This window comes from Streptomyces sp. NPDC037271, assembly GCF_055603605.1.
Genome location: NZ_JBVJVN010000006.1, coordinates 1,756 through 26,197, shown reverse-complemented (window position 1 = coordinate 26,197; position 24,442 = coordinate 1,756). Strand labels below are relative to the sequence as shown.

General features: G+C 73.3%; 21 protein-coding genes. 15 read left to right on the top strand and 6 right to left on the bottom strand.

Translation table 11 applies throughout. The features are described from left to right. Nucleotides 1–91: 91 nt before the first annotated feature. Nucleotides 92–1,162: an HhH-GPD family protein gene (locus ACZ7G3_RS13525; RefSeq protein ID WP_470925472.1), complete on the bottom strand. Its 1,071-nt coding sequence runs from the start codon at nucleotides 1,160–1,162 to the stop codon at nucleotides 92–94. Between the two features lie 415 nt (nucleotides 1,163–1,577). On the opposite strand from ACZ7G3_RS13525, the gene ACZ7G3_RS13520 reads away from it, so the two are divergent. Both ACZ7G3_RS13520 and ACZ7G3_RS13515 read left to right on the top strand, forming a co-directional pair. After that, nucleotides 1,578–3,095 (top strand): sensor histidine kinase, encoded by a 1,518-nt coding sequence (locus tag ACZ7G3_RS13520; protein ID WP_470925470.1) that lies wholly within the window; start codon nucleotides 1,578–1,580, stop codon nucleotides 3,093–3,095. A 132-nt stretch (nucleotides 3,096–3,227) separates the two neighbouring features. After that, on the top strand, nucleotides 3,228–3,899 hold the full coding sequence (locus tag ACZ7G3_RS13515; protein ID WP_426601759.1) for a response regulator transcription factor: 672 nt from the start codon (nucleotides 3,228–3,230) through the stop codon (nucleotides 3,897–3,899). A 6-nt stretch (nucleotides 3,900–3,905) separates the two neighbouring features. On the opposite strand, the gene ACZ7G3_RS13510 is transcribed toward ACZ7G3_RS13515, so the two are convergent. Beyond that, entirely contained in the window at nucleotides 3,906–4,562 is a 657-nt protein-coding gene (locus tag ACZ7G3_RS13510) for a phosphatase PAP2 family protein (protein WP_470925468.1), read from the bottom strand. Between the two features lie 175 nt (nucleotides 4,563–4,737). Between ACZ7G3_RS13510 and ACZ7G3_RS13505 the strand changes: the two genes are divergently transcribed. Next, the gene (locus tag ACZ7G3_RS13505) at nucleotides 4,738–5,592 is read left to right on the top strand and encodes a hypothetical protein (protein ID WP_470925466.1); all 855 of its coding nucleotides are present in this window, start codon (nucleotides 4,738–4,740) and stop codon (nucleotides 5,590–5,592) included. Nucleotides 5,593–5,749: 157 nt separating this feature from the next. Here ACZ7G3_RS13505 and disA read toward each other — a convergent pair whose 3' ends face one another. Beyond that, entirely contained in the window at nucleotides 5,750–6,874 is a 1,125-nt protein-coding gene (gene disA / locus ACZ7G3_RS13500; RefSeq protein ID WP_426601756.1) for a DNA integrity scanning diadenylate cyclase DisA, read from the bottom strand. 81 nt (nucleotides 6,875–6,955) lie between these two features. Then, nucleotides 6,956–8,365 carry a DNA repair protein RadA gene (gene radA / locus ACZ7G3_RS13495; protein WP_426524148.1) on the bottom strand — a complete coding sequence of 470 codons (1,410 nt, stop codon included), beginning with the start codon at nucleotides 8,363–8,365 and terminating at the stop codon, nucleotides 6,956–6,958. Between the two features lie 386 nt (nucleotides 8,366–8,751). On the opposite strand from radA, the gene ACZ7G3_RS13490 reads away from it, so the two are divergent. Next, nucleotides 8,752–10,551 carry a BACON domain-containing protein gene (locus ACZ7G3_RS13490; RefSeq protein WP_470925464.1) on the top strand — a complete coding sequence of 600 codons (1,800 nt, stop codon included), beginning with the start codon at nucleotides 8,752–8,754 and terminating at the stop codon, nucleotides 10,549–10,551. Nucleotides 10,552–10,570: 19 nt separating this feature from the next. Here the strand turns inward: ACZ7G3_RS13490 and ACZ7G3_RS13485 are convergent, their stop codons facing one another. After that, nucleotides 10,571–11,284 carry a DUF3109 family protein gene (locus ACZ7G3_RS13485; protein WP_426601803.1) on the bottom strand — a complete coding sequence of 238 codons (714 nt, stop codon included), beginning with the start codon at nucleotides 11,282–11,284 and terminating at the stop codon, nucleotides 10,571–10,573. Between the two features lie 290 nt (nucleotides 11,285–11,574). Between ACZ7G3_RS13485 and ACZ7G3_RS13480 the strand changes: the two genes are divergently transcribed. The 4 genes from ACZ7G3_RS13480 (at nucleotide 11,575) to ilvD (ending at nucleotide 16,262) form a co-directional block, all read left to right on the top strand. Next, nucleotides 11,575–12,507, top strand: a complete 933-nt coding sequence (locus ACZ7G3_RS13480; protein ID WP_426601754.1) for a Ppx/GppA family phosphatase — start codon at nucleotides 11,575–11,577, stop codon at nucleotides 12,505–12,507. Nucleotides 12,508–12,747: 240 nt separating this feature from the next. After that, nucleotides 12,748–13,668, top strand: a complete 921-nt coding sequence (locus ACZ7G3_RS13475) for a sugar phosphate isomerase/epimerase family protein (protein ID WP_470925461.1) — start codon at nucleotides 12,748–12,750, stop codon at nucleotides 13,666–13,668. Next, nucleotides 13,665–14,276, top strand: coding sequence for a TetR/AcrR family transcriptional regulator (locus ACZ7G3_RS13470; protein WP_426601752.1), 612 nt, complete (start codon nucleotides 13,665–13,667; stop codon nucleotides 14,274–14,276). The genes ACZ7G3_RS13475 and ACZ7G3_RS13470 overlap by 4 nt, the downstream gene beginning before the upstream one ends. Nucleotides 14,277–14,408: 132 nt before the next feature. After that, nucleotides 14,409–16,262, top strand: coding sequence for a dihydroxy-acid dehydratase (gene ilvD / locus ACZ7G3_RS13465; RefSeq protein WP_470925459.1), 1,854 nt, complete (start codon nucleotides 14,409–14,411; stop codon nucleotides 16,260–16,262). A 115-nt stretch (nucleotides 16,263–16,377) separates the two neighbouring features. Here the strand turns inward: ilvD and ACZ7G3_RS13460 are convergent, their stop codons facing one another. Further along, nucleotides 16,378–18,591, bottom strand: a complete 2,214-nt coding sequence (locus ACZ7G3_RS13460) for a protein kinase domain-containing protein (protein ID WP_470925457.1) — start codon at nucleotides 18,589–18,591, stop codon at nucleotides 16,378–16,380. Between the two features lie 198 nt (nucleotides 18,592–18,789). Between ACZ7G3_RS13460 and ACZ7G3_RS13455 the strand changes: the two genes are divergently transcribed. The 7 genes from ACZ7G3_RS13455 to proC all read left to right on the top strand — a co-directional run bounded on the left by ACZ7G3_RS13455 (nucleotide 18,790) and on the right by proC (nucleotide 24,260). Then, the gene (locus tag ACZ7G3_RS13455; RefSeq protein WP_470925455.1) at nucleotides 18,790–19,122 is read left to right on the top strand and encodes an SH3 domain-containing protein; all 333 of its coding nucleotides are present in this window, start codon (nucleotides 18,790–18,792) and stop codon (nucleotides 19,120–19,122) included. A 151-nt stretch (nucleotides 19,123–19,273) separates the two neighbouring features. Further along, nucleotides 19,274–19,957, top strand: coding sequence for a DUF4232 domain-containing protein (locus tag ACZ7G3_RS13450; protein ID WP_470925453.1), 684 nt, complete (start codon nucleotides 19,274–19,276; stop codon nucleotides 19,955–19,957). A gap of 68 nt (nucleotides 19,958–20,025) precedes the next feature. Continuing rightward, nucleotides 20,026–20,544 (top strand): EamA/RhaT family transporter, encoded by a 519-nt coding sequence (locus ACZ7G3_RS13445; protein ID WP_470925451.1) that lies wholly within the window; start codon nucleotides 20,026–20,028, stop codon nucleotides 20,542–20,544. Between the two features lie 265 nt (nucleotides 20,545–20,809). Further along, entirely contained in the window at nucleotides 20,810–21,625 is an 816-nt protein-coding gene (locus ACZ7G3_RS13440; RefSeq protein WP_470925449.1) for a class I SAM-dependent methyltransferase, read from the top strand. A gap of 32 nt (nucleotides 21,626–21,657) precedes the next feature. Then, entirely contained in the window at nucleotides 21,658–22,530 is an 873-nt protein-coding gene (locus ACZ7G3_RS13435) for an ABC transporter ATP-binding protein (RefSeq protein WP_470925447.1), read from the top strand. After that, complete coding sequence (locus ACZ7G3_RS13430; protein ID WP_470925446.1) at nucleotides 22,527–23,333, top strand: ABC transporter permease; 807 nt, start codon at nucleotides 22,527–22,529, stop codon at nucleotides 23,331–23,333. Before ACZ7G3_RS13435 ends, ACZ7G3_RS13430 begins: the two co-directional genes overlap by 4 nt. 114 nt (nucleotides 23,334–23,447) lie before the next feature. Next, nucleotides 23,448–24,260 (top strand): pyrroline-5-carboxylate reductase, encoded by an 813-nt coding sequence (gene proC, locus ACZ7G3_RS13425; protein WP_470925444.1) that lies wholly within the window; start codon nucleotides 23,448–23,450, stop codon nucleotides 24,258–24,260. Nucleotides 24,261–24,442: the final 182 nt, after the last annotated feature.

Below are 24,442 nucleotides of genomic sequence, written 5' to 3'. Positions count from 1 at the left end.
TCTGCGTCGCGGTTGTACGTCAGCTCAGCGTCGCGGTTGTACGTCAGCTCAGTGTCGCGGCTGTGCGCCACCTCTGCGTCGCGGTTGTACGTCAGCTCAGCGGCAGCCGGTACATCCCGTCCGCCAGCGGCTCCACCAGTCCGTCGGCGACGAGGCCGTCCAGGGCGCGGGCGCGCTGGACCGGTTCGTGCCACACCTGGTCGAGGGCCGCCTGCCGCACCGGCCCGGGCGCCTCCCGCAGCACCGCGAGCAGTCGGCCGCGCACCTGCCGGTCGGTACCCGCGTACGTCTGGCCGCGCCGCGGCGGCCCGTCGTGCGCGGGTTTGCCGGCCAGCCGCCAGGCGCACCGGTCCGCGATCGGACAGCGGTGACACGCCTCGTTCTTCGCCGTGCAGACGAGTGCGCCCAGCTCCATGGAGGCGGCCGCCCAGCGGGCGGCGCTCGCCTCGTCGTCCGGCAACAGCGCACGCGCCAGTTTCCGCTCGGCGGCGGTGGTGGCGTTCGGCGGGTACTGCGCACCGGTGACCGCCCGGGCGAACACCCGGCGGACGTTGGTGTCCAGTACGGCGTGCCGCTGGCCGTAGGCGAAGGACGCGACCGCGGCGGCCGTGTACTCGCCGATGCCGGGCAGCGCCAGCAGCTGGGCGTGGTCCGCCGGTACGTCGCCGCCGTGCCGTTCCGTTATGGCCGCGGCGGCGCCGTGCAGGCGCAGGGCGCGGCGCGGGTAACCGAGCCGGCCCCAGGCGCGGACCGCCTCGCCGGGCGCTTCCGCGGCGAGGTCGGCGGGGCGCGGCCAGCGGGCCAGCCACTGCTCGTAGACGGGCAGGACGCGGTTCACCGGCGTCTGCTGGAGCATGAACTCACTGACCATCACACCCCATGCGCCGGCTTCGGGGCGCCGCCACGGCAGATCGCGGGCGTGCTCGTCGAACCAGTCGATGACGGGTGAGTGCAGCGACACACCGGACGCGGCCCGCTCGCCACCCGCGGCGGACACCTGGGCACGGGCACCGGTCGCGGTACCGGTACCGGCACGGGCACCGGTCGCGGAGACGGCGACGGCGACGGGGGCGGGGGCCGGGGTGCCGGGGACGGTGGCCGGGGCCGGGGTCGCGGCGGGGTCGGAGGAGCCGTTGTTCGAGGGCTTCGTGGGCGCAGTCATGACCCTCCGATCCTGCCACGGGAGGACCACCGCACGGGCGCACCGCCACCCGGTGGCGGCCATGACACCTGACGATCGGCAGGGGCGCCGCCCCGCCCGCCGCTTGTAGCGTCGCCCCATGGAAGGTATCCGTCCGGCCGACGACGCCGGGATCGGTGGTGTCGGACCTGGTGGCGGTACGGGTTCTGACAGCGGTGTCCGACCTGGTGGAACCAAGGCGTCCGGTGCAGCCAAGGCGTCTGGTGGAGCTGAGGTGTCTGGGGGCGTCAAGGCGTCTGGTGGCGTCAGGGAGTCTGGGGGCGGTAGGGGTCCTGGCCGCGCCCCCGCCCGCCCCGCCCGCCTCGCCCTCCTCGGCAGAGGTGCCCTCCTCTGGGCGGCCCTCGCGCTCCCCGCCGTCACCGCGGACCGGCTCGGGATGAACGAGCCGCGTCCCCTCTGGCAGCAGCTGGCCGGCCTGGGCGTGCTCGCCGTGGCCGCCGCCCTCTCCCGGCGGTGGCCGCTCGTCGCGTTCGTGTTGACGGCGGGCCTCGGCCTGACCGCCGCCCCTGCCCTGTTCAGCGTCTCCTACGGCCCCGCCCTCGGCGTCTTCGCCCTGCTGCTCGGCCTGCGCGCGGAGCGGGCGCGCCCGGCGGTGGCCGGCTTCGTCGGTGCCGGCGTCGTCGGTACGGTGCGGATCGCGCTGGTCGGAGTCGATCCGGCACCCGAATGGCTGGTACTGACGGGCACCCTGCTCTTCGGCTGCGTCTTCCCCTGGCTCGGTGGACGCTACTGGCGGCAGAGCCGGGCGCTCGCCGAGGCCGGCTGGCTCAGGGCGGCCCGGCTGGAGGACGAGCAGCGGCACGCCGAGGAACGGGCCAGGCTGCGTGAACGGGCCCGGATCGCCCAGGACATGCACGACTCCCTCGGGCACGAGCTGAGCCTGCTCGCCCTGCGCGCCGCGGCCCTCCAGGTCGCCCCCGGACTCGCCGCCGACCACCGTGCCGCCGCGGCGGACCTGCGCGCCGCCGCCGCCGACGCCACCGACCACCTGCACCGCATCATCGGCGTACTGCGCGATGTGTCCGTCAACGACGAGCCCGCCCCGCTGACCCCGGCGGGCGAGAGCGTCGAGGAACTCGTCGCCCGGGCCGCCGAGTCGGGGCTCCCCGTCCGCTGGGCACCGCGGGACACCGCCGGCCCGGCCCTGGAGCCCGGCGGCATCGTCGAACGCCTGCTGCACCGGGTGGTGCGCGAGGCGCTGACCAACGCGGCCCGACACGCGCCCGGCGCCCCCGTCGTCGTAGCGGTCACCGGGCAGAACCGCGGTACGACCGTCACCGTCACCAACGGACGGGCCGCCGAGCCCGGCCCCCCTTCGTCGGGCGGCTCGGGCCTGCTCGGACTGCGCGCCGCCGTCGCCTCGGTCGGCGGCGACTTCCGGGCCGGCCCGCACGGGGCGGGGTTCCGCGTCCGCGCGTACCTCCCCGAGCAGCAGGCCCCCGCTCCCGCACCCACCGCCCGGTCCGTGCCCTCGGCACCCTTCGCCCACGCCCGCCGCCGCGTCGCCCTGGGCCTGGGCGCCGCCGCCGGTGCGGGCGTCCTGCTGGTCGGCGCGGCCTTCGGCTGGTACGCGTACACCGAGACGCACTCGGTGCTCAGCCCCGCCGCCTACGCGGAGCTGCGCCCGGGCACGTCGTACGACGAGGTCGCCCCCGTACTGCCGGACCGCGCGGTCCACGACCCTCCCGTCGACCGTGCCCCCGCGTCTCCGGACGACACCGACTGCCTCTATTACCGGTCGAGTGGTGAACTCCTCGTCTCCGTCGATCACTTCCGCCTCTGCTTCGACGACGAGGGACGGCTGGTCGCCAAGGACGTCGTTCCCCGAGTGGGCCTGTCCGGCGAGGGCCGGGGGCGACACGACCGGCAAGAGCAACAGAAGCAGCACGAGTAGCAGAAGAACCGAAAGCAACAGAAGCAACAGAAGCACCAGAAACATCCGAAGCACCAGAAGCTCCGAAGCGCCAGAAACAACAGAAGCAACGCAAGCAACAGAAGCAACACAGCAACAGGAGGAGTCCGTACGGTGATCCGGGTACTGCTGGCCGACGACGAGGCGATGGTGCGGGCCGGGGTGCGCGCCATCCTGGCGAGCGGTGGCGACAGCGAGGTCGTCGCCGAGGCGGGCGACGGCCGCGCGGCGGTCGAACTGGCCCTCGCCCACCGCCCCGACGTGGCCCTGCTGGACATCCGCATGCCCCGTCTGGACGGGCTCGCCGCCGCGCAGGAGATCGTACGAGCCGTCCCCGGTACGGCAGTCGCCATGCTGACCACCTTCTCCGAACAGTCCTACGTGGCCCGCGCCCTGGCCGGTGGCGCCACCGGATTCCTGCTCAAGTCCGGGGACCCCTACGAACTGATGGCGGGCGTACGGGCCGTGGCCGAGGGCGCCGCCTTCCTGTCCCCGAAGGTCGCCCGGTACGTCATCGAGGACCTCGGCAGGGGTGGTGGCGGCGGCCGGCTCGCCCGCGAGGAACACGCTCGCGCGCGTGTGGCGCGGCTCAGTCCCCGCGAACGCGAGGTCCTCGGCCTCGTCGGCGCCGGCCTGTCCAACCCGGAGATCGCCGCCCGGTTGCACCTCGTCGAGGGCACGGTGAAGGCGTACGTGAGCGCGGTCCTGGAGCGGCTGGAGGTCCGCAACCGGGTGCAGGCGGCGATCGTGGCGTACGAGGCGGGGCTGGTCGAGACGGACGTCTGACGCGTCTCAGCGGCGCCGGTGCGAGGTGGCGGCGTACGCGGCGGCGGGTGGAACAGCGGCCGGCCCCGGACCGGTCAGCCACCGCACCGCCGTCGCCGACGACGCACGCATCGCCTCGGCCAGCCGCGTCGCCGGGCGTATACCGAGGCGTACGGCCGCGGCGGCGACGACGGCACCGAGCAGCAGTCCGGCGGCGACGTCGTGTGGGTAGTGGACGCCGACGAAGACCCGGGAGAAGGCCATCAGCAGGGCGAGCGGCGCCGTCAGCCAGATGACCGCCCGCCGGACCAGGGTCAGGGCGACGGCGGAAGCTCCCGCTATCGTCGCGTGGTTGCTCGGGAAGGACCAGTCGCCGGTCGGCGGGCACTCCGCCAGGGACGGCACCGCCGCGGCGACCGCCCGGCACGGACGCTCTTGCGTGAAGCCGGACTTGAGCAGCTCACTGCACACATACGCCACAGCCGTGGCCACGGGTGCAAGGGCCGCGATCGCGAATGCGTGGGGGTCGCCGCGGCGCGACCGCCACCAGGCGATGACGAACAGCGCGCCGAACAACAGGATTCCGCCCTCCGTCCACACTTCCGCCGTGTGCTGAACCCACGTTGGGGTGTCCTGGGCGAAGCCGGTGATGTCGCGGTAGAGCTCGTCGTCCTCGAAGGTCATACTCACGGACCGTAAGGGGAACCGCATTTCGGTCACACCCTGCGATCGACAGGTGGGGAACCTGTCGATCGGCAGGGGGTCCGAGGCGGTCTCCGGAATGATGATCCGTAAAAGTTGCGGGTCTGAACGGCGGGTGGGACAAGGGAACGCACCGATCTCTCGTACAGTTTGCGCCGTGGGATCTCTGCGCAATCCGGTCGGTCCGCTTCCCTCCACCATCTACTGGCGACGGAGGGCCGTACTGCTGTCCGTGTTCGCCCTGTTGGCACTGCTGATCACGTGGGTCGTGGTCGCCGGCGGCGGGGGCGGCGGCAAGGACCGGGAGGACAGCGCCAACGGCAAGAACCCGGCGCCTTCGATCACTCCGGGGCCCTCGGGTTCCGGGCCGGCGATCAGTCAGGCGCCGGGCGGGCGCGACGAGTCGGGGAGCGGGGACTCCAGCGGGTCGGGTGCGGGGTCCGGGAGCGGCGACGGTTCCGGGTCTGGATCCGGTTCCGGTTCCGGTGGCAGTGAGTCCGGTGGCGGCGCAGGGTCCGACGGGTCGGGCAGTGCCGGCGGTGGCGGTTCCGGGGACGGTACGGCGACCGGTGTCGGCGCGGGTGACGTCCTGCCGGGTGGGTCGGGCCTGCCCAACTGCACCCCGGGAGCGGTCAAGTTGAGCCTGCGCAGCGTCCGCAATAACTACGCCCCCGGCCAGACACCCACCTTCGAACTGACCGCACGGAACACCTCCGGCAGCGACTGCAAGGTCGATCTCGGCCCGAAGCACGCGGTGTTGACGATCACGCCGGCCAGCGGCGACGACGCCTACTGGTCCTCCGACGACTGCGTCAAGGGCACGGGCAGCCTGCAGTACCGGGTGGCCGCCGGCAGCGGAATCACCTACACCGCGAAGTGGGACCGCAAGCCGAGCGCCCCCGAGTGCGGGACGCCTCCGGCGGGGTCGGCCAAGGCGGGGACGTACCTGGTGGAGGCCCAGGCGGCCGGGTTCGAGAAGGTGCGGACGTCGTTCGTGCTGAAGAACGACTGACCACAGCCCGACGTCGGCGCGGCTCCGGCCACGCCGACGCCCGGACATACGGCCCGGACATACGGCCCGGACATACGGCCCAGACGTGCGACCCAGGCGTATGGCCCACACGTACCGTCCGGGCACACGGCTCAGAGGTACCGCCCAGGCACACGGCTCAGACGTACCGCTCCAGGATCGACGACTCCGCCAGCCGCGACAGCCCTTCCCTTACGCTGCGCGCCCGTGCCTCACCGACGCCGTCCACGGTCTGGAGGTCGTCGACGCTGGCGGCGAGCAGCTTCTGCAGGCCGCCGAAGTGCTCCACCAGTCGGTCGATGATCGCGCCCGGCAGCCGCGGGACCTTCGCCAGCAGCCGGAAGCCGCGCGGCGACACGGCGGAGTCCAAGGCCTCGGGAGAGCCGGTGTAGCCCAATGCACGGGCGACTGTGGACAGTTCGAGCAGTTCGGCGTGGCTGAGCTTGTCCAGCTCGGCGAGCGCCTCGTCGACCGTGCGGGACCGCTTGGCGGTCGGCTCGGGCACGTAGTCCCGCACGACCAGCTCGCGCTCGGGTTCCACGCCGGCGATCAACTCGTCCAGCTGGAGCGCCAGCAGCCGCCCGTCCGTGCCCAGCTCCACCACGTACTCGGCGATCTCGGTCGCGATGAGGCGCACCATCTCGAGACGCTGGGCGACCGCCGACACGTCCCGGACGGTGACCAGGTCCTCGATCTCCAGCGCCGACAGCGTGCCCGCGACCTCGTCGAGGCGGAGCTTGTAGCGCTCCAGGGTCGCCAGGGCCTGGTTGGCGCGGGACAGGATCGCCGCGGAGTCCTCCAGGACGCGGCGCTGGCCGTCGACGTAGAGGGCGATGAGCCGCATGGACTGGGAGACGGAGACGACGGGGTAGCCGACCTGCTTGCTGACCCGGTCCGCCGTGCGGTGGCGGGTGCCCGTCTCCTCCGTGGGGATCGTCGGGTCCGGAAGCAGCTGCACGCCCGCCCGCAGGATCTTGGACAGGTCCGAGGACAGCACGATGCCGCCGTCGAGCTTGCACAGCTCGCGCAGCCGGGTCGCGGTGAACTCGACGTCCAGCACGAAACCGCCCGTGCACATCGACTCGACGGTCTTGTCGGAGCCCAGCACCATCAGGCCGCCGGTGTTGCCGCGCAGGACCCGCTCCAGGCCGTCCCGCAGCAGTGTGCCGGGCGCCACCGCGCTCAGCGAGGCGCGCATCAGGCCATCGGTACCGGCACTCCCACCGGACCTTCCGGGGGCTGCTGCCCGGTCGTTGGCTGCCACTGCACTCCTCCGGTCGCAGGTTCTTCAGGTGCTCCCCTGTCGCACACGTGGTCGTACGGACGGGCGAGACCAGGGCAAAGTCTACCGGCGGTCCTCCTCCTCCCGTGGGGCCTCTCGCCGACGGGAGCGCGGAAGCACCCGCAGGGCGTCCCCTATGTCCGCGACTTCCAGGACCTTCATGCCGTCAGGGACCCTGCCGGGATCGGTCGGTACCAGGGCGTGCGTGAAGCCCAGGCGGTGCGCCTCGGAGAGCCTGCGCTGCACGCCCGTGACCCGTCTCACCTCTCCGGCGAGGCCGACCTCGCCGATCGCGACGAGGTTCTTGGGCAGCGGGGTGTCACTGGCGGCCGAGGCGAGGGCGAGCGCGACGGCCAGGTCGGCGGCCGGCTCGGAGAGCTTCACACCGCCGACCGTCGCGGAGTAGATGTCCCTTTTGCCCAGCGCGCTGATGCGGCCGCGCTGCTCCAGGACGGCCAGCATCATGGACACGCGGGACGTCTCCAGTCCGGAGGTCGTGCGCCGGGGGGACGGGATCTGGGAGTCGACCGTGAGCGCCTGCACCTCGGCCACCAGCGGGCGGCGGCCCTCCAGGGTGACGGTCAGGCAGGTGCCGGGCACGGGCTCCGCGCGGCGGGTGAGGAACAGGCCGCTGGGGTCGGTCAGGCCGGTGATGCCCTCGTCGTGCAGCTCGAAGCAGCCGACCTCGTCGGTGGTGCCGTAGCGGTTCTTGACGCCGCGCACCAGCCGCAGGCGGGCGTGACGGTCGCCCTCGAAGTGCAGGACGACGTCCACGAGGTGTTCGAGCAGGCGGGGGCCGGCGATGGCGCCGTCCTTGGTGACGTGGCCCACGAGGAGCGTGGACATGCCGCGGTCCTTGGAGGCGCGGATCAGGGCGCCCGCCACCTCCCGCACCTGCGCCATACCACCGGGGGCGCCGTCGATCTCGGGGGAGGCCACCGTCTGCACGGAGTCGAGGATCAGCAGGGACGGCTTGACCGCGTCCAGGTGGCCGAGGACCGCCGCGAGGTCGGTCTCGGCGGCGAGGTAGAGATGGTCGTCGATGGCCTTGATGCGGTCGGCGCGCAGCCGCACCTGGCTCGCCGACTCCTCACCCGTGACATAGAGCGTCCTGTGCTCGTCGCTCGCCGCCTTGGCCGCCACGTCCAGCAGCAGTGTGGACTTGCCGACGCCGGGCTCGCCCGCGACGAGCACCACGGCGCCGGGCACCAGGCCGCCGCCGAGCACCCGGTCCAGCTCGGGCACGCCGGTGGAGCGGGCGGTCGCCTGCCGGCCGTCGACCTGGCCGATGGGCAGCGCGGAGGTGGTGACGCGCCCCGGCGTCGTCGTACGGACCGCGGGCGCGCCGTACTCCTCGACCGTGCCCCAGGCCTGGCATTCGGGGCAGCGGCCGAGCCACTTGGCCGTCTGCCAGCCGCACTCGGTGCAGCGGTAGGACGGCCGGTCCTTGGTGGTCTTCGCACGGGCAGCCATGCACGAACCGTAACCGCCACCACTGACAACACCTGCCACGAGAGCAGAGCCCCACGAAACCCGCCCGCCGCCCTGCCCGCCGCCGTCACCCGTTCCGCCCGGACCGGACCGCCCACCGCATGGGGGGAGGGAGAGGCCTTCACACCGCTCTCATCCCCGACCGGCCACCTCCACCACGCCCACCACGCTCACCACGCCCACCACGCTCACCACATTCAGTACGCCCACCACATCGACCACATCGACCCCGAACGGGCCGCCAGCCACCCCTCAGCAGTCGCGGAACAACAGCCTCCTGTCCCCTTATGAGGGATCGTTTCACCCGTACGGGTTAAAAGTGCCCAACGCGCCACTTCGCGCCACCCATAGCCCCCTACGGTCGCCGAGTGATGAGGAGCAGTCCGGAGACGACGACCCGCACGACCGGTGCACACCGGACGCACCGGGAAGCGCGTGACCGCGCCGCGGCGCGCACGCTGGCGCAGCGGCCACCCGCGCGTTACGACGCTCATCTGGACGGCCTGTTCACGTACTGCCTGTCCGTGCTCTGCGACCATGCCGCCGCGACCGACGCCCTGGGCGACGTGCTCGCGCTCGCCGAGCGCCGCGGCCACCGCGGTCCCGGGGCCGCCGGAGACCGCAGGGCCTGGCTGTACGCGCTGGCCCGCTGGGCCTGCCTGCGCAGGCTGGCCGAGGCCAAGCAGAAACGTCCTGGCAGTCACGCGGCGGGCCGCTCCGACACCGGCCGGCACCGCACCGCACCGTATGCCGCGCACGACGCGCACGACGCGCACGACGCGCACGGCGCACACGGCGCACACGGCGATGAGCAGCAGCGGCACCGCCGTGAACTCGCCCTCCTCGCCTGGCCGGAGGCCGCCGGCACCACCCCGGAGCAGCGCGAGGCCCTCGAACTCGCCGTGCGCCACCACCTCACCGCCCACGAGGTCGCCGCCGTCCTCGGCCTGGGCCCGGCCGCCGCCCGGGAGCTGCTCGCCTCCGCCGCCTGCGAGGTCGAGCGCACCCGCGCGGCCCTCGCCGTCGTCGAGACCGGCACCTGCCCGGGCGTCGCCCGCCTGGCCGGTGACAACCGGTACGTGCTGAGCGCCGCCCTGCGTCGCGAGCTGGTCCGGCACGTCGACGACTGCCCGCGCTGCCGCCGTACCGCCGAGCGCGCGGTCCCCGGCCACTGGCCCGGCACGAGCGTGACGCCCGCCGAGCTGCCCGTCCTGGAGGCGCCCCGCGCGGCGTTGCACGTCGCCATGGCGCATCCCCCGCGCGCGCGGGTGGCGACCCCCCGCTTCGACCGGCGCGGCTTCCCGATGGACCCCAAGGACCGGGCGGCCCGACGGGAGCGCCTCCGCGCGCGTGCCGTCACCACGACCGTCGTCGCCACCGTCGTCGCCGCGCCCGTGCTCGCCCTGTGGGCGGCCTACCGCGGCACCCCGGTCGTCGAGGGCGACGACGGCCGCTCGGCCACCGCCAGCGAGGGGCAGAGCCCCGACGGCCTGGACGGAGAGTCCGCGGACGGCACCCACGGCTACGAGAACACCGGCAACACGCGGACCACCCCCGGCCCCCGCTTCGGCAAGAACGGCAAGGCCGACGTCTCCGTCGAGGTCGTCAGCGTCGCCGGCGCCAGCGACGGCGAGAAGAACGCCGGCCACCTGGCGGTGACGGCCGGCCACGACGGCGACACCACGCTGATCACCCTCACCGCGACCGGCGGCGCACCGGTGCGCTGGGCCGCGTCCACCAGCGCCTCCTGGCTGTACCTGAGCCGGTCGTCGGGCATCCTGCGGCCCGGCGAGACGCTGACCATCAGGGTGTACGTCGACCATCTGCGCGAACCGTCCGGCCACTGGAGCGCACGGGTGGCCGTCTCGCCCACCGGCGCCGTCGTCTCCATCGAGGGCTACGGCACCGCGCCCAGCCCGCCGCACCCGGGCCCGCGCCCCGGCACCCCCGACGACTCGCCGCCCCCGTCCGGCCCGGGACCTGACCCCGACCCGGGCCCGTCCACCTCGGCACCCGTAGACCCGACACCCACCGACGACCCGTCACCCACGTCGCCCGCCCCGGACCCGACGCCCACCGGACCACCCCCGACCGGCGGCACCGGCGGCACGGGCGGCTCACCACCGCTGCCGAGCGACAGCGGCACCCCGAGCCCGACCAGCCCGTAGAACGCCTCGGAAACCGGCCTCAGCGGGCGGGATCCGCCGGATGCGGGGCCAGCAGCGGCAGCTGCGAGGCCAGCCGCTCCTCACACAGCTCGACCAGCCGGTCGTAGCCCGCCTTGCCCATCAGCTCGACCAGCTCCGGCCGGTAGGAGACGTACACCGGGTCGCCCGCGCCGTGCGCCGAGGTCGCCGAGGTGCACCACCAGTGCAGGTCGTGCCCGCCCGGACCCCAGCCGCGCCGGTCGTACTCACCGATCGACACCTGCAGCACACGCGTGTCGTCGGGCCGGTCGATCCACTCGTACGTCCGCCGGACCGGGAGCTGCCAGCACACGTCGGGCTTGGTCTCCAGCGGCTCCCGGCCCTCCTTCAGGGCCAGGATGTGCAGCGAGCAGCCCGCACCCCCGGCGAACCCGGGCCGGTTCTGGAAGATGCACGAGCCCTGGAAGGGGCGGGTCTGGCGGGAGCCCTCGTCGTCCTCGGAGACCCAGCCGTGCTCGGTGCCCTCGGCGTGGTGCTGCCAGACGTCCGGCGTGAGCCTCGCCACGTGCTCGGCGACCCGCTTCTCGTCGTCCTCGTCGGAGAAGTGGGCGCCCAGCGAGCAGCACCCGTCGTCCGCGCGGCCCGCCTGGATGCCCTGGCAGCCGCTGCCGAAGATGCAGTTCCAGCGGGAGGTCAGCCAGGTCAGATCGCACCGGAAGACCTGTTCGTCGTCGGCCGGATCCGGAAACTCCACCCACGCGCGCGCGAAGTCGAGGCCCTTCTCGTCGCCCGCCGAAGAACCCGACGGCGAACCCCCGGAGGTCCCCGACGGCGAACCCGCGGAGGTCCCCGACGGCGAACCCGCGGAGGTCCCCGACGGCGCAGGGGACGACAACCCGATCAGCACGTCCTTCTTGTTCTTCTTGTCCTTCTTGGCCGACTTTTCGTCCTTCGCCTTTTTCGTCTTTGGCACGGCTCCAGGGTAAGACGCCCGCGCCGGATGACGGCACCGCCGCCCGGCCCGCTGGCAGTAGCGTTCGGTACATGAGACTCGGTGTCCTCGACGTGGGTTCGAACACGGTGCATCTGCTGGTGGTGGACGCGCACCCGGGCGCATGCCCGCTGCCCGCCCACTCGCACAAGGCGGAACTGCGCCTCGCCCAGCTCCTCGACGAGGACGGCGCGATCGGCCCCGACGGCGTCGACCGCCTGATCGCGGTCGTCCGGGACGCGCTCCAGGCCGCCGAGGACAAGGGCGTCGAGGACCTCCTGCCGTTCGCCACCTCCGCCGTGCGCGAGGCGAGCAACGCCGACGACGTCCTCGCGCGCGTACGGGCCGAGACCGGCGTCGAGCTGTCGGTGCTCAGCGGCGCCGAGGAGGCCCGGCTCACCTTCCTCGCCGTCCGCCGCTGGTTCGGCTGGTCCGCCGGCAAGCTGCTGGTCCTCGACATCGGCGGCGGCTCCCTGGAGATCGCCTACGGCCTCGACGAGGAACCCGACACCGCCGTGTCGCTGCCGCTCGGCGCGGGCCGGCTGACCGCCGCCCGGCTGCCCGGCGACCCGCCCCACCCGGACGACGTCAGGGCGCTGCGCCGCCACGTCCGTACGGAGATCGCCCGCACGGTCGGCGACTTCAGCCGCTTCGGAGCCCCCGACCACGTGGTCGCCACCTCCAAGACCTTCCGGCAGCTGGCCCGCATCACCGGCGCCGCCCGCTCCGCCGAGGGCCTCTACGTCCAGCGCGAGCTGAAGCGGGCCTCCCTGGAGGCCTGGGTGCCGCGCCTGGCCGCCATGACGAGCGCCGAGCGGGCCGAGCTCCCGGGCGTGTCCGAGGGCCGCGCGGGCCAGCTCCTGGCCGGCGCGCTGGTGGCCGAGGCCGCGATGGACCTCTTCCGCGTGGAAAGCCTGGAGATCTGCCCGTGGGCGCTCAGGGAGGGCGTGATCCTCCGCCGCCTCGACCACATGGGCCAGGGATGACGCACCCGCGAGGGACGCGGGGCGGTGCCGGCGGAAGGGGCGCGGGACCGTGTGTGCGGCGTGCCGTACGGGCACGGGGCGGTGTCGGCGGCGTGCCGTACGGGCGCGGGGCGGTGTCGGCGGCGTGTGCCGTACGGGCGCGAGCAGCCGCGGCGCATGCCGCACCCGCCCTATGGCACGCACCACAACGGCGAGCGGGCACCCCGCACCCACCCAGCCCCACCCCGTAACCTGACCCTCGTGGCAGAACCAACGGACGCCGTCCGGATCCCGGACGCGAAGGTCGCCCTGTCGACGGCTTCCGTCTACCCGGAGTCGACGGCGACGGCCTTCGAGATCGCCGCACGCCTCGGATACGACGGGGTCGAGGTCATGGTGTGGACCGATCCGGTCAGCCAGGACATCGACGCGCTGCGCAGACTCAGCGACTACCACCGCATGCCGATACTCGCCGTGCACGCCCCGTGCCTGCTCATCACCCAGCGCGTGTGGTCCACCGACCCCTGGGTCAAGCTGCAGCGTGCCCGCGCCGCCGCCGAGAAGCTCGGCGCGTCCGCCGTCGTCGTCCACCCGCCGTTCCGCTGGCAGCGGCAGTACGCCAGGGACTTCGTCAGCGGCATCTGGCGGATGGCGGACGAGACGGACGTGCGGTTCGCCGTCGAGAACATGTACCCCTGGCGCTACCGCGACCGCGAGATGCAGGCGTACGCCCCCGACTGGGACGTGACGAAGGACGACTACCGGCACTTCACGATCGACCTCAGCCACGCCGCCACGTCCCGCACCGACGCCCTCGACATGCTCGACCGCATGGGCGACCGCCTCGGCCACGTCCACCTCGCCGACGGCAAGGGCTCCGCCAAGGACGAGCACCTCGTTCCCGGCCGTGGCGACCAGCCCTGCGCCGAGGTGCTGGAACGCCTCGCGCACACCGGCTTCGACGGGCACGTCGTCATCGAGGTCAACACCCGTCGCGCGATGTCCAGCGCCGAACGTGAGGCCGATCTCGCCGAAGCCCTGGCCTTCACCCGCCTGCACCTGGCGGCGTCCGGCCCGTCCGGCCTGCCCGGTTCGTCGGGCCCGTCCGGATCAGCGGGCCCGTCCGGATCAGCGGGCTCGACGGGCTCGACGGGCTCGGCGGCGAAGGCGCACCGGCGGTGAGCGACACCGCCGGGGGAACCCGCCGCCGCGGCAGGCCCCCGCGTACGGAGTCCGCCGGCACCCGCGACCGCATCCTCACCACGGCCCGCGAGGAGTTCTCCGAGCGCGGCTACGAGAAGACGTCCGTACGCGGCATCGCCAAGGCGGCGGGCGTGGACCCGGCACTGGTGCACCACTACTTCGGCACCAAGGAACAGGTCTTCGAGGCGGCCGTCGAGGTCGCCTTCGCGCCCGCCCTGAAAGCCCCCGAGGCCATCGGCGACGGCCCCCTCGACGGGGTGGGCGAGCGGCTCACCCGCTTCGTCTTCGGCCTCTGGGAGAACCCCGCCACCCGTACGCCGCTGCTGGCCATCGTCCGCTCCGCCGTCAACAACGACACCGCCGCCGCCGTCTTCCGCCGCCTGATCGCCGCCCAGCTGCTGCGGCGGATCGCCGCCCAGCTGGACCTGCCCGACGCGGAACTTCGTGCCGAGCTGGCGGCGGCGCAGCTGGTGGGGTGCGCGATGCTGCGGTACGTGATCAAGGTGGAGCCGTTGGCCTCGGCCGACCCGGAGCGGATCATCGCCCGCGTGGCACCGGTCGTACAGGGGCATCTCACCGGGCCCTGAGGCCGCGCTCCGGGCGCCCCTGCGGTGTCGTGGGCGAGACGCGCATCCCGCATTACGGACACCTTGTCCCGGCCCCTGGATGACCGGCGTACGCTCGACGACAGTCATTACTCTCCGAAGGAGCGAGCGACGATGCCCGAACTGAGGTCCCGCACAGTCACCCACGGCCGCAACATGGCGGGCGCCCGCGCCCTTATGCGTGCCTCCGGTGTACCCGGCGCGGACATCGGGCGGAAGCCGATCATCGCCGTCGCCAACAGCTTCACGGAGTTCGTGCCGGGCCACACGCACCTCGCCCCGGTCGGCCGCATCGTCAGCGAGGCGGTCACCGCGGCCGGCGGCATCCCGCGCGAGTTCAACACGATCGCCGTCGACGACGGCATCGCGATGGGCCACGGCGGCATGCTCTACTCCCTCCCCTCCCGCGACCTGATCGCGGACAGCGTGGAGTACATGGTCGAAGCGCACTGCGCCGACGCCCTGATCTGCATCTCCAACTGCGACAAGATCACCCCGGGCATGCTCAACGCGGCCCTGCGGCTGAACATCCCGACGGTCTTCGTCTCCGGCGGCCCGATGGAGTCCGGCCGCGCCACCCTGGTCGACGGCACGGTCCGCACGCTGGACCTGGTCGACGCGATGTCGGAGGCGGTCAACGACAAGATCTCCGACGCGGACATCCTCCGCATCGAGGAGAACGCCTGCCCCACCTGCGGCTCCTGTTCCGGCATGTTCACCGCCAACTCGATGAACTGCCTCACCGAGGCGATCGGCCTCTCCCTGCCCGGCAACGGCTCGGTGCTGGCCACCCACACCGCCCGCAAGGCGCTCTACGAGAACGCCGCCCGCACGGTCCTGGACCTGACCCGCCGCTACTACGAGCAGGACGACGACTCGGTCCTGCCCCGCAACATCGCCACCCCCGCGGCCTTCGGGAACGCCATGGCGCTGGACATCGCGATGGGCGGCTCCACCAACACGATCCTGCACCTGCTGGCCGCCGCACAGGAGGCGGAGGTCCCCTACGGCCTCACCGAGATGGACGCACTCTCGCGCCGCGTCCCGTGCCTCGCCAAGGTCGCGCCGAACGTCGCCAAGGACCGCACGTACTACATGGAGGACGTGCACCGCGCGGGCGGCATCCCCGCCCTCCTCGGCGAACTGCACCGCGGGGGCCTGCTCAACGAGGACGTGCACTCCGTCCACAGCCCGTCCCTGGCCGACTGGCTGAAGACCTGGGACATCCGCGGCGGCTCGCCCTCCCAGGAGGCCGTCGAGCTGTGGCACGCGGCCCCCGGCTGCGTCCGCTCCGCCGAGGCCTTCTCCCAGTCCGAGCGCTGGGACTCCCTGGACGACGACGCCGAGAACGGCTGCATCCGCTCCGTGGAGCACGCCTACTCCAAGGACGGCGGCCTCGCGGTCCTGCGCGGCAACCTCGCCGTCGACGGCTGCGTCGTCAAGACCGCCGGCGTCGACGAGTCGATCTGGACCTTCGAGGGCCCGGCCGTCGTCTGCGAGTCGCAGGAGGAGGCCGTCCAGAAGATCCTCACCCAGCAGGTCAAGGAGGGCGACGTCGTCGTCATCCGCTACGAGGGCCCCAAGGGCGGCCCCGGCATGCAGGAGATGCTCTACCCGACCTCGTACCTGAAGGGCCGCGGCCTCGGAAAGGCCTGCGCCCTGGTCACCGACGGCCGCTTCTCCGGCGGCACCTCGGGCCTGTCCATCGGCCATGCCTCACCGGAGGCGGCGGCCGGCGGCACCATCGCCCTGGTCGAGGACGGCGACCGCATCCGCATTGACATCCCCAACCGCTCCATCGAGCTGCTCGTGGACGACGCCGAGCTGGCCCGCCGCGAGCAGGCCATGAACGGCGTGTACGCCCCGAAGAACCGCGAGCGCAAGGTCTCCGCGGCCCTGAAGGCGTACGCCGCGATGGCGACGAGCGCGGACAAGGGCGCGGTGCGCGACGTCAGCAAGCTGGGCTGACCACCCGGTCCGACGCCCGGCGCGGCTCCCACACGCCCGGGCCCGACGACTGTCCGGCGCGGCCCCGGCCGGAAGCCCCGCGGCCCCGACGCGAACCTGACGCGGCCCGGCAGGGTCACCAGGCGCCCGGGTCCTGCCCCGTCACGCCGAACACGGTCCCGTCGGGCGCACCGGCGTAGACGTGGCCGCCCGCGAGCACCGGCGCGGGCAGCGTGGCGGGGACCCGGTCGGAGTCGGCGCCGAGCCGCGGCCGGGTCTGCCCGAGGAGTCTCCCCGTGCGGGCGTCGACGCCCAGCAGCCGGCCGTCGGGAGCGGTGACGTACACGTGCCGTCCGTCGGAGACGGGTACCGAGCCCCGGCTCACGCCCGTCTCCAGCCGCCATCGCTGCCTGCCCGCCGCCATGTCCACGGCCACCAGCGAGCCGCCCGCGCCCATGAGGTGCACGGTGTCCCCGCGCACGCCGGCCTCCGCCTGCGCGACCGGCACGGGCAGCGTCACCCGGCGGGTGGCCCCCGTGCCGGGCGTGTAGCGGACCACCGCCTTCACGTCCCCGTAGACGGCGCCCCCGACGACGAGGTACACGGACCCGTCCGCCGCCCCCACGGGCGTCAGCGACCCCTCCAGCTCCGCGTCCCACCGCACGTCCCCCGTCGCGGGGTCCACCGCGGTGACCCGGGTCGTGTTCCCGTCCTCGGACAGGCTCGTCGCGTACGCCGACGGTTCGTCCGGCTCTCCGGTGAACGAGGAGAAGTACGGCACGGCCTGGCCCGGAATCCGTCCGGACCACCTGGTCTCGCCGGAGGCGCTGTCCACACCCGTGACCGTTCCGTCGGAACGGGTGAGCAGGAGCATGTCGCCGACCGCCCGCACTCCGTCGTACTCGGGCATCTCCTCCTGCCACACGGGCTTGCCCGTGGCCGGGTCGAGCGCCTCCAGGTCACCGATCCGGTGGAGGGAGGGCTGGACGAGGCCGCCCGACACGACCGGCGGTTCGCTGCGGGCCGTGCCCGCGACGTCGTGCCGCCACAGTGTGCCGCCGTCGGCAGGATCGAGGGCGAAGACCAGCCCCGGCCGCGCGCACAGCAGCCTTCGGGCCCCGTACGAGCACAGGGGCATGCCGGCGCCCTCCGAGGCGGGCGTCGTCTCCCACACGCCGAAGCCGCCCTGCGCGCTCTGCGCGGCGGTGGTCTTCCGCGCCGGTTCCGTGCCGTCGATCAGCTGGAGCGAGGTCAGCCCGCCGAGCACGGCGAGGCAGAGCGCCCCGGCCATCAGAACCGTCCGCCCGCCGAGGCGCCGCGCGGGCCGCTCCGCGGGCGCGTCCGCCTCCTGGCACTCCTGGCACTCCTGGCACTCCTGGACCTCATGGACCTCGTGGGCCTCCAGAACTTCCTGGGCCTCTTTCGCCTCCCCGCTCTCCTGCGCCTCCTGTGTCTCCCGTGCCTCCCGCGTCTCCTGCGCCTGCGTCCACGGGGCCGGTACGAACACCTGCGTGTCGTACCCCGCCGCCACCGACCGCAGCTGCCGCATCAGCTCGTCCGGCGTGGGCCGGTCGGCGGGCTCCTTCGCGAGACACCGCAGCACCAGCGGCGCGAGCGTCTCCGGTACGCCGGTGAGGTCGGGTTCGTCGTGCACGACCTGGTAGGCGACGACGTACGGGCTGTCGGAGTCGAAGGGCCCGCGCCCGGTCGCCGCGTGCACCATGAGCGAGCCGAGGGCGAAGACGTCGGCCGCGGGACCCACTTCCCGGGGCCGCCGGAACTGCTCCGGCGCCATGAACGGCGGCGTACCGATCAGCTTCCCGGTCTCGGTGCGCAGTTCGCTGTCCTTCGGCCGGGAAATGCCGAAGTCGATGACCTTCGGTCCGTCCTCGGCCAGCAGCACGTTGCTCGGTTTCAGGTCCCGGTGCACGACCCCGACCCGGTGGATGTCGCGCAGTGCCTCCGCGAGCCCGGCCATCAGCCGGCGCGCCTGGTCCGGGTCCATCGGCCCGTTCCGCTTCACCTGCTCGGCGAGGGTCGGTCCGGGGATGTACAGCGTGGCCATCCAGGGCCGTCCGCCATCCGGGTCGGCGTCGACGACGGGCGCGGTGAACGCCCCGCTCACCCGCCGCGCGGCGGCCACCTCCTGCCGGAACCGCCCTCTGAACTCGGGGTCCATGGCGTACCGGGCGTGCACGACCTTCACCGCGACCCGCATCCCGGAGGTGCTCCGGGCCAGATGTACGACGCCCATGCCACCCGAGCCCAGACAGGACTCCAGGCGGTAGTGGCCGGCGTATTCCGGAAGTTCCGCTTCCGCGCCCGCTCCGGCGTTCCTCTGCGGCGCCATGGAACCTCCCCCGTGCTGTTCGTTCGCGCGCGCGACGCTCGGAGCCTAGTCGATGGGTCGTACGGGACCGAGGCGGCTTGCTAGCCTCCGCGTGCGAGTTGCGAACTCGTGTTCCGTGGCTCCGTGGCTTGTTTTGTACTGGTTCCATGGAAATCACGCGACCCACGACAGCCGTGGGTACAACGGGGGAGGTTTTTCATGTCTGTCGACCAGATCTCGGACATCGAGGGCGGGGACGAGAAGACGACCGCGGAGGCCGTCACCACGGCGGCGGCGGCCACGGCAGCCCGCTCCTACCCGGTCGCTCCGGGCTACCGGCTGAACGTCCGCAGCGGCCCCGGCACCGGCTACTCCGTCGTCCGGGCCCTGCCCGAGGGCGCCAGGGTCCAGATCAACTGCCAGACGCCGGGCACCCGGGTGTCGGGCCCGTACGGCACCTCGAACATCTGGGACAACATCGGCAGCGGCCAGTACGTCGCCGACGCGTACATCCGCACCGGCAGCGACGGCTACGTGGCCCCTCGCTGCTGAGTGCCCGACAGGTGGGTGTGTAACGAAGCGGTCCTGGCGCCGTATTAGGGAGGTGCCGGGCGGAACGGGGTGCCGGCCGGGCGGGTCCTGGTGATCAGAAACGCTCGCTCGTGCCGACGGGCCGGCACCCCAACCGATACCGAGGAAAACGATGCGCGTTCGCAAGATCACCCTCGCAGCCGTGGCCGTCGTCGCGGGTCTCTCGCTCACCGCCTGCCAGAACGACGACGACGGCACGGGCCAGAGCGCCCCGTCGGCCGCCTCGACCTCGTCCTCCTCGTCCTCCTCGAACGGCGGCTCGGAAGCGGCGGGCTCGGGGTCGGCCGGCTCGGACCAGGGCAGCGGGACGGACTCGGGGAAGAGCAGCGCCGGGCAGGGCACGGCCGCCGGGACCGGTTCCAGCGAGGCCGGCAAGACCGGCAAGTGCCGCACCGACGAGCTGGAGATCACGGCGATGGACAGCACCATCGGCGGCGACCCCGACGGCACCGTGGCGGTCGACCTGAAGAACGGCGGCGGCCGGGACTGCACGCTCTCGGGCCACGCGGGTGTCGACCTGAAGACCAACGCGGGCTCGTTGTCCGCGACGCGCACGGGCGAGCCGGCCGACCCGGTCACCCTCAAGGACGGCGAGACGGTGTCCTTCGGCATCAGCTACCCGATCAACGACTCGGGCGGCTCCGGCGTCCGCATCACGGGCCTGGTGGTGACCCCGCCGGACGAGACGAAGTCGGTCACGCTCGCCTGGCCGGGCGGCGCCTCGCTGCCCGTCACGGACGGCTCCGGCTCCGCGGTGAAGGTCGGCCCGATCGGCAGTGCCGGCCAGGGCGGCTGACCCGCACGTTCCGCGCGGCGGGCCCGCCCGGCGCCGGGTCCGCGACACCCCGGCGCCATAATCGACCCGTGAGCGCAGAGAACGGCACGAACGGCATCCCGGACACCCCCGCGAGCTCCACCCCGCCCGCAGGCCCCCGCCCCGAGCCCATCCGGTTCTACGGCACCACCTGGGTGCACCACGACAACGGCTACGCCGCCCGCCGGGCCGGCCTCGCCGTCGGCTCCCTCGCCGCGGCGGCCGCCGCCTGCTTCGTGCTCCGCATCGCCTACCAGGGCCTCCAGATCGCCGACGTCGGCGGCTTCGTCTCGCTGCTGATGACGGTGATGTTCGCGATCTGCAGTGCCCTGGCCTTCCGCCACACCTGGTCCGCCTTCACCAGCCGCCCCGACCCCGACCGCCAGGCCTCCCTCCGCGGCCTGCTGGCCATCGGCTTCGTCGGCTCGCTCCTCGCCTACTTCTTCCGCACCTTCACCGAAGCCCCGGGCGAGAAACTGCACCGCGCCGAGTACGACAAGGCCCGCGAGGAGTACGAGAAGCGCACCACCCGCCGCTCGGGCAACCCGTCGAAGAAGCGCCGCCGCTAGGGGTGTCGCTTGGATCTTGCCGGGGTCGCGGGGTCCGGCACGCACATCTGCGGCGTTGTCGTCGGTTGCCAGGGCTCCGCCCCGTCGCCCTCCTCCGCCTTGCAGCCGCACGCACCAGACCCCGCTCGGCTCCGACTGCGAGGCACCGTCGCCGGGAGCCGACCTGATCCGAACGGCACCCCCTGGCCGACCCGGCGAGTGCGGCGGCCACCCGTCCTTCCCGAAACCTTCCTGCGCCCCGAAGCCGCCCGGCCACCATGGCCGTATGACGACACCCGCGCCCTCCGGGCCCACGCACAGTGCCCGTGCCCACTCCTTCAACGCCGCCGCCGCCCAGTACGCCGCCAACCGCCCCTCCTACCCGCCCGCCCTCTTCGAGGCGCTGGAGGAGTTGGCCGGCCGTCCGCTGGCCGGGGCCCGCGTCGTGGACGCCGGCGCCGGTACGGGCATCGCCACCGCCCGCCTGCACGCGCGCGGTGCCGACGTGATCGCCGTCGAGCCCGGCGCCGGCATGGCCGCCGAGTTCCGCCGCACCCTCCCCGGCGTGCCGATAGTGCGGGGCGACGGCAACGCCCTCCCCCTCGCCGACCACTGCGCCGACTTCCTCACCTACGCCCAGGCCTGGCACTGGACCGACCCCGCCCTGGCCGTCCCGGAGGCGCTGCGCGTGCTGCGTCCGGGCGGCGCGCTCGCGCTGTGGTGGAACACCGGCGCCCACGACGTGCCGTGGATCGCGGCGGCCGCCGACCGCGCCGACCGGCACTTCGGGCTGGACCTCGCCGCCGAGAAGCGGAACCTCGACGCACGCGTCGCCGACCCCGCAGGCCGCCTCGGCTTCACCCGCCGCGACATCCGCTGGAGCCGCCGCGTACCCCTCGCCACCCACCTGGCCAACCTCGGCAGCCACTCGGTCTTCCTGACCGACACCGAGGAACGCCGCGCGGCCTTCCTGGCCGAGGAGCGCCGGCACCTCCTGACCGCCTTCCCGGACGGAATCGTCGAGGAGACGTACGACGTCCGCCTCCTGCTCGCGACGACCCCGACGACCCCGGCGGCCCCGACGACGACCTCGACCGCTTGACGCGACCCCCACCCGGGAGGAGTATTCATCACGTGATGAATTACTCCTCCCCGCCCCCCGAAGTACCGCCTGCCGAAGTACCGCCTGCCGAAGAACCAACTCCCGAAGAACCGCCGCCCCCCGACGGACGAGGCGGTACCCCCACCCCACCCGCCGTCCACGCCGAGAACCTCACCGTCACCCGCGGCCCCCGCACCGTCCTGCGCGCCCTGGGTTTCGCCGTCCCGCGCGGCCGGATCACCGGCCTCCTCGGCCCCTCCGGCTGCGGCAAGTCGACCCTGATGCGCGCGATCGCCGGCACCCAGGCCAAGGTCACCGGCACCCTGGACGTCCTCGGCCACCCCGCCGGCCACCCCACCCTCCGCACCCGCATCGGCTACGTCACACAGGCCCCGTCCGTCTTCGACGACCTGACCGTCCGCCAGAACCTCGCCTACTTCGCCGCGGTCCTCGCCCCCGGCCGCGCAGCCGCCGGAGCCCGCCACGAGAACGTCACCCGCGTCCTCGCCGAGGTAGACCTCACCACCCACGCCGACGCCCTGGCCGGCGACCTCTCCGGAGGCCAGCGCAGCCGCGTCTCCCTCGCCGTGGCCCTCCTCGGCGCCCCCGAACTCCTGGTCCTCGACGAACCGACGGTCGGCCTGGACCCCGTACTCCGCCGAGACCTCTGGACCCTCTTCCACTCCCTCGCCGCCGACCGCGGCACCACCCTCCTCGTCTCCTCCCACGTCATGGACGAGGCCGAGCGCTGCCACCGCCTCCTCCTCATGCGCGAGGGCGGGATCCTCGCCGAGGGCACCCCCGACGCCCTGCGCACCCGCACCGGCTCCGGCACGGTCGAGGAGGCCTTCCTGCACCTGGTCGACGAAGCGAAGGCGGCCCGCACGAAGGAGCCAACCCCATGACTACCCCCACCATCCCCACCACCCCCACCACCCCCCTGCACCCGACCGCCCCCACCCACCACCCCCTGACCCTCTCCCGCACCACAGCCACCGCGACCCGCGTCCTGCGCCAGCTGAGCCACGACCCCCGCACCATCGCGCTCCTGATGCTGATCCCCTGCGTGATGCTGGTCCTGCTGCGCTACGTCTTCGACGGCAGCCCGCGCACCTTCGACAACATCGGTGCCTCGCTCCTCGGGATCTTCCCGCTGATCACGATGTTCCTGGTCACCTCCATCGCGACCCTGCGCGAGCGCACCTCCGGCACCCTCGAGCGCCTCCTCGCCATGCCGCTGGGCAAGGGCGACCTCATCGCCGGCTACGCCCTCGCCTTCGGGGCCCTCGCCATCGTCCAGTCGGCCCTGGCGACCGGCCTGGCGGTCTGGCTCCTCGGCCTGGACGTGACGGGCAGCCCCTGGCTCCTCCTCCTGGTCGCGCTGCTCGACGCCCTCCTCGGCACCGCCCTCGGTCTCTTCGTCTCGGCCTTCGCGGCCTCGGAGTTCCAGGCGGTCCAGTTCATGCCGGCCGTGATCTTCCCCCAGCTCCTCCTCTGCGGCCTGTTCACCCCGCGCGACCGGATGCACCCGGCGCTGGAGGCGGTCTCCGACGTACTGCCCATGTCCTACGCGGTGGACGGCATGAACGAGGTCCTGCACCACACCGACACGACCGCCGCCTTCGTACGGGACGTCCTGATCGTCGCGGGCTGCGCCCTCCTCGTCCTGGCCCTGGGCGCGGCCACCCTCAAACGCCGGACGCCCTAGCGCGCCCATCGGAATCCCGCCCACCGGACGTCCCGGCCCCGCCCGCCCCCGGGATGCGAGGATGACGACGACGGACGACGCACCCCAGAGGGCACTCGGAGGGCACCGAAAGCCATGACCCAGAAAGTCGCAGTCCTCGGCACCGGCAAGATCGGCGAAGCCCTGCTCAGCGGCATGATCGGAGCCGGCTGGGCACCCGCCGACCTCCTGGTCACCGCCCGCCGCCGGGAACGGGCCGAAGAACTCCGCACCCGCCACGGAGTCACCCCGGTCACCAACGCCGAGGCCGCCAAGACCGCCGACACCCTGATCCTCACGGTCAAGCCGCAGGACATGGGCACGCTCCTCGACGAACTCGCCCCGCACGTCCCCGCCGACCGCCTGGTCATCAGCGGCGCCGCGGGCATCCCGACCGCCTTCTTCGAGGAGCACCTCGCCCCCGGCACCCCGGTCGTCCGCGTCATGACGAACACCCCGGCCCTCGTCGACGAGGCCATGTCCGTCATCTCGGCCGGCACCCACGCCACTGCCGACCACCTGACCCACACCGAGGAGATCTTCGGCGCCGTCGGCAAGACCCTCCGCGTCCCCGAGTCCCAGCAGGACGCCTGCACCGCCCTCTCCGGCTCCGGCCCGGCGTACTTCTTCTACCTGGTCGAAGCCATGACCGACGCCGGCATCCTCCTGGGCCTGCCCCGCGACAAGGCCCACGACCTGATCGTCCAGTCCGCGATCGGCGCCGCGAAGATGCTCCGCGACAGCGGCGAACACCCGGTCAGGCTCCGCGAGAACGTCACGTCCCCCGCAGGCACCACCATCAACGCGATCCGCGAACTGGAGAACCACGGCGTCCGCGCCGCCCTCATCGCCGCCCTGGAAGCCGCCCGCGACCGCAGCCGCGAACTCGCCTCCGGCGCCAAGGACTGACCCTCCCGCCAGGCCCGCTTCGACTACGCATGGGTGTGTTCCGGCGTGAGCGAGTGAGATCGCCCCCCCCGGCCGGCTCCGGGGGGGGGGGGGGGGGGGGGGGGGGGGGGGGGGGGGGGGGGGGGGGGGGGGGGAAAGAACCACCCGCAAGAGCTGGAGGAGGAGGAGGGACGAAGAGGAGG

Coding starts and splice junctions, on each gene's coding strand:
- ACZ7G3_RS13455 (WP_470925455.1), top strand. CDS start 18,790: ATGTCTGTCGACCAGATCTCGGACATCGAGGGCGGGGACGAGAAGACG.
- ACZ7G3_RS13430 (WP_470925446.1), top strand. CDS start 22,527: ATGACTACCCCCACCATCCCCACCACCCCCACCACCCCCCTGCACCCG.
- proC (WP_470925444.1), top strand. CDS start 23,448: ATGACCCAGAAAGTCGCAGTCCTCGGCACCGGCAAGATCGGCGAAGCC.
- ilvD (WP_470925459.1), top strand. CDS start 14,409: ATGCCCGAACTGAGGTCCCGCACAGTCACCCACGGCCGCAACATGGCG.
- ACZ7G3_RS13450 (WP_470925453.1), top strand. CDS start 19,274: ATGCGCGTTCGCAAGATCACCCTCGCAGCCGTGGCCGTCGTCGCGGGT.
- ACZ7G3_RS13510 (WP_470925468.1), bottom strand. CDS start 4,562: ATGACCTTCGAGGACGACGAGCTCTACCGCGACATCACCGGCTTCGCC.
- ACZ7G3_RS13460 (WP_470925457.1), bottom strand. CDS start 18,591: ATGGCGCCGCAGAGGAACGCCGGAGCGGGCGCGGAAGCGGAACTTCCG.
- ACZ7G3_RS13440 (WP_470925449.1), top strand. CDS start 20,810: ATGACGACACCCGCGCCCTCCGGGCCCACGCACAGTGCCCGTGCCCAC.
- radA (WP_426524148.1), bottom strand. CDS start 8,365: ATGGCTGCCCGTGCGAAGACCACCAAGGACCGGCCGTCCTACCGCTGC.
- ACZ7G3_RS13525 (WP_470925472.1), bottom strand. CDS start 1,162: ATGACTGCGCCCACGAAGCCCTCGAACAACGGCTCCTCCGACCCCGCC.
- ACZ7G3_RS13520 (WP_470925470.1), top strand. CDS start 1,578: ATGAACGAGCCGCGTCCCCTCTGGCAGCAGCTGGCCGGCCTGGGCGTG.
- ACZ7G3_RS13480 (WP_426601754.1), top strand. CDS start 11,575: ATGAGACTCGGTGTCCTCGACGTGGGTTCGAACACGGTGCATCTGCTG.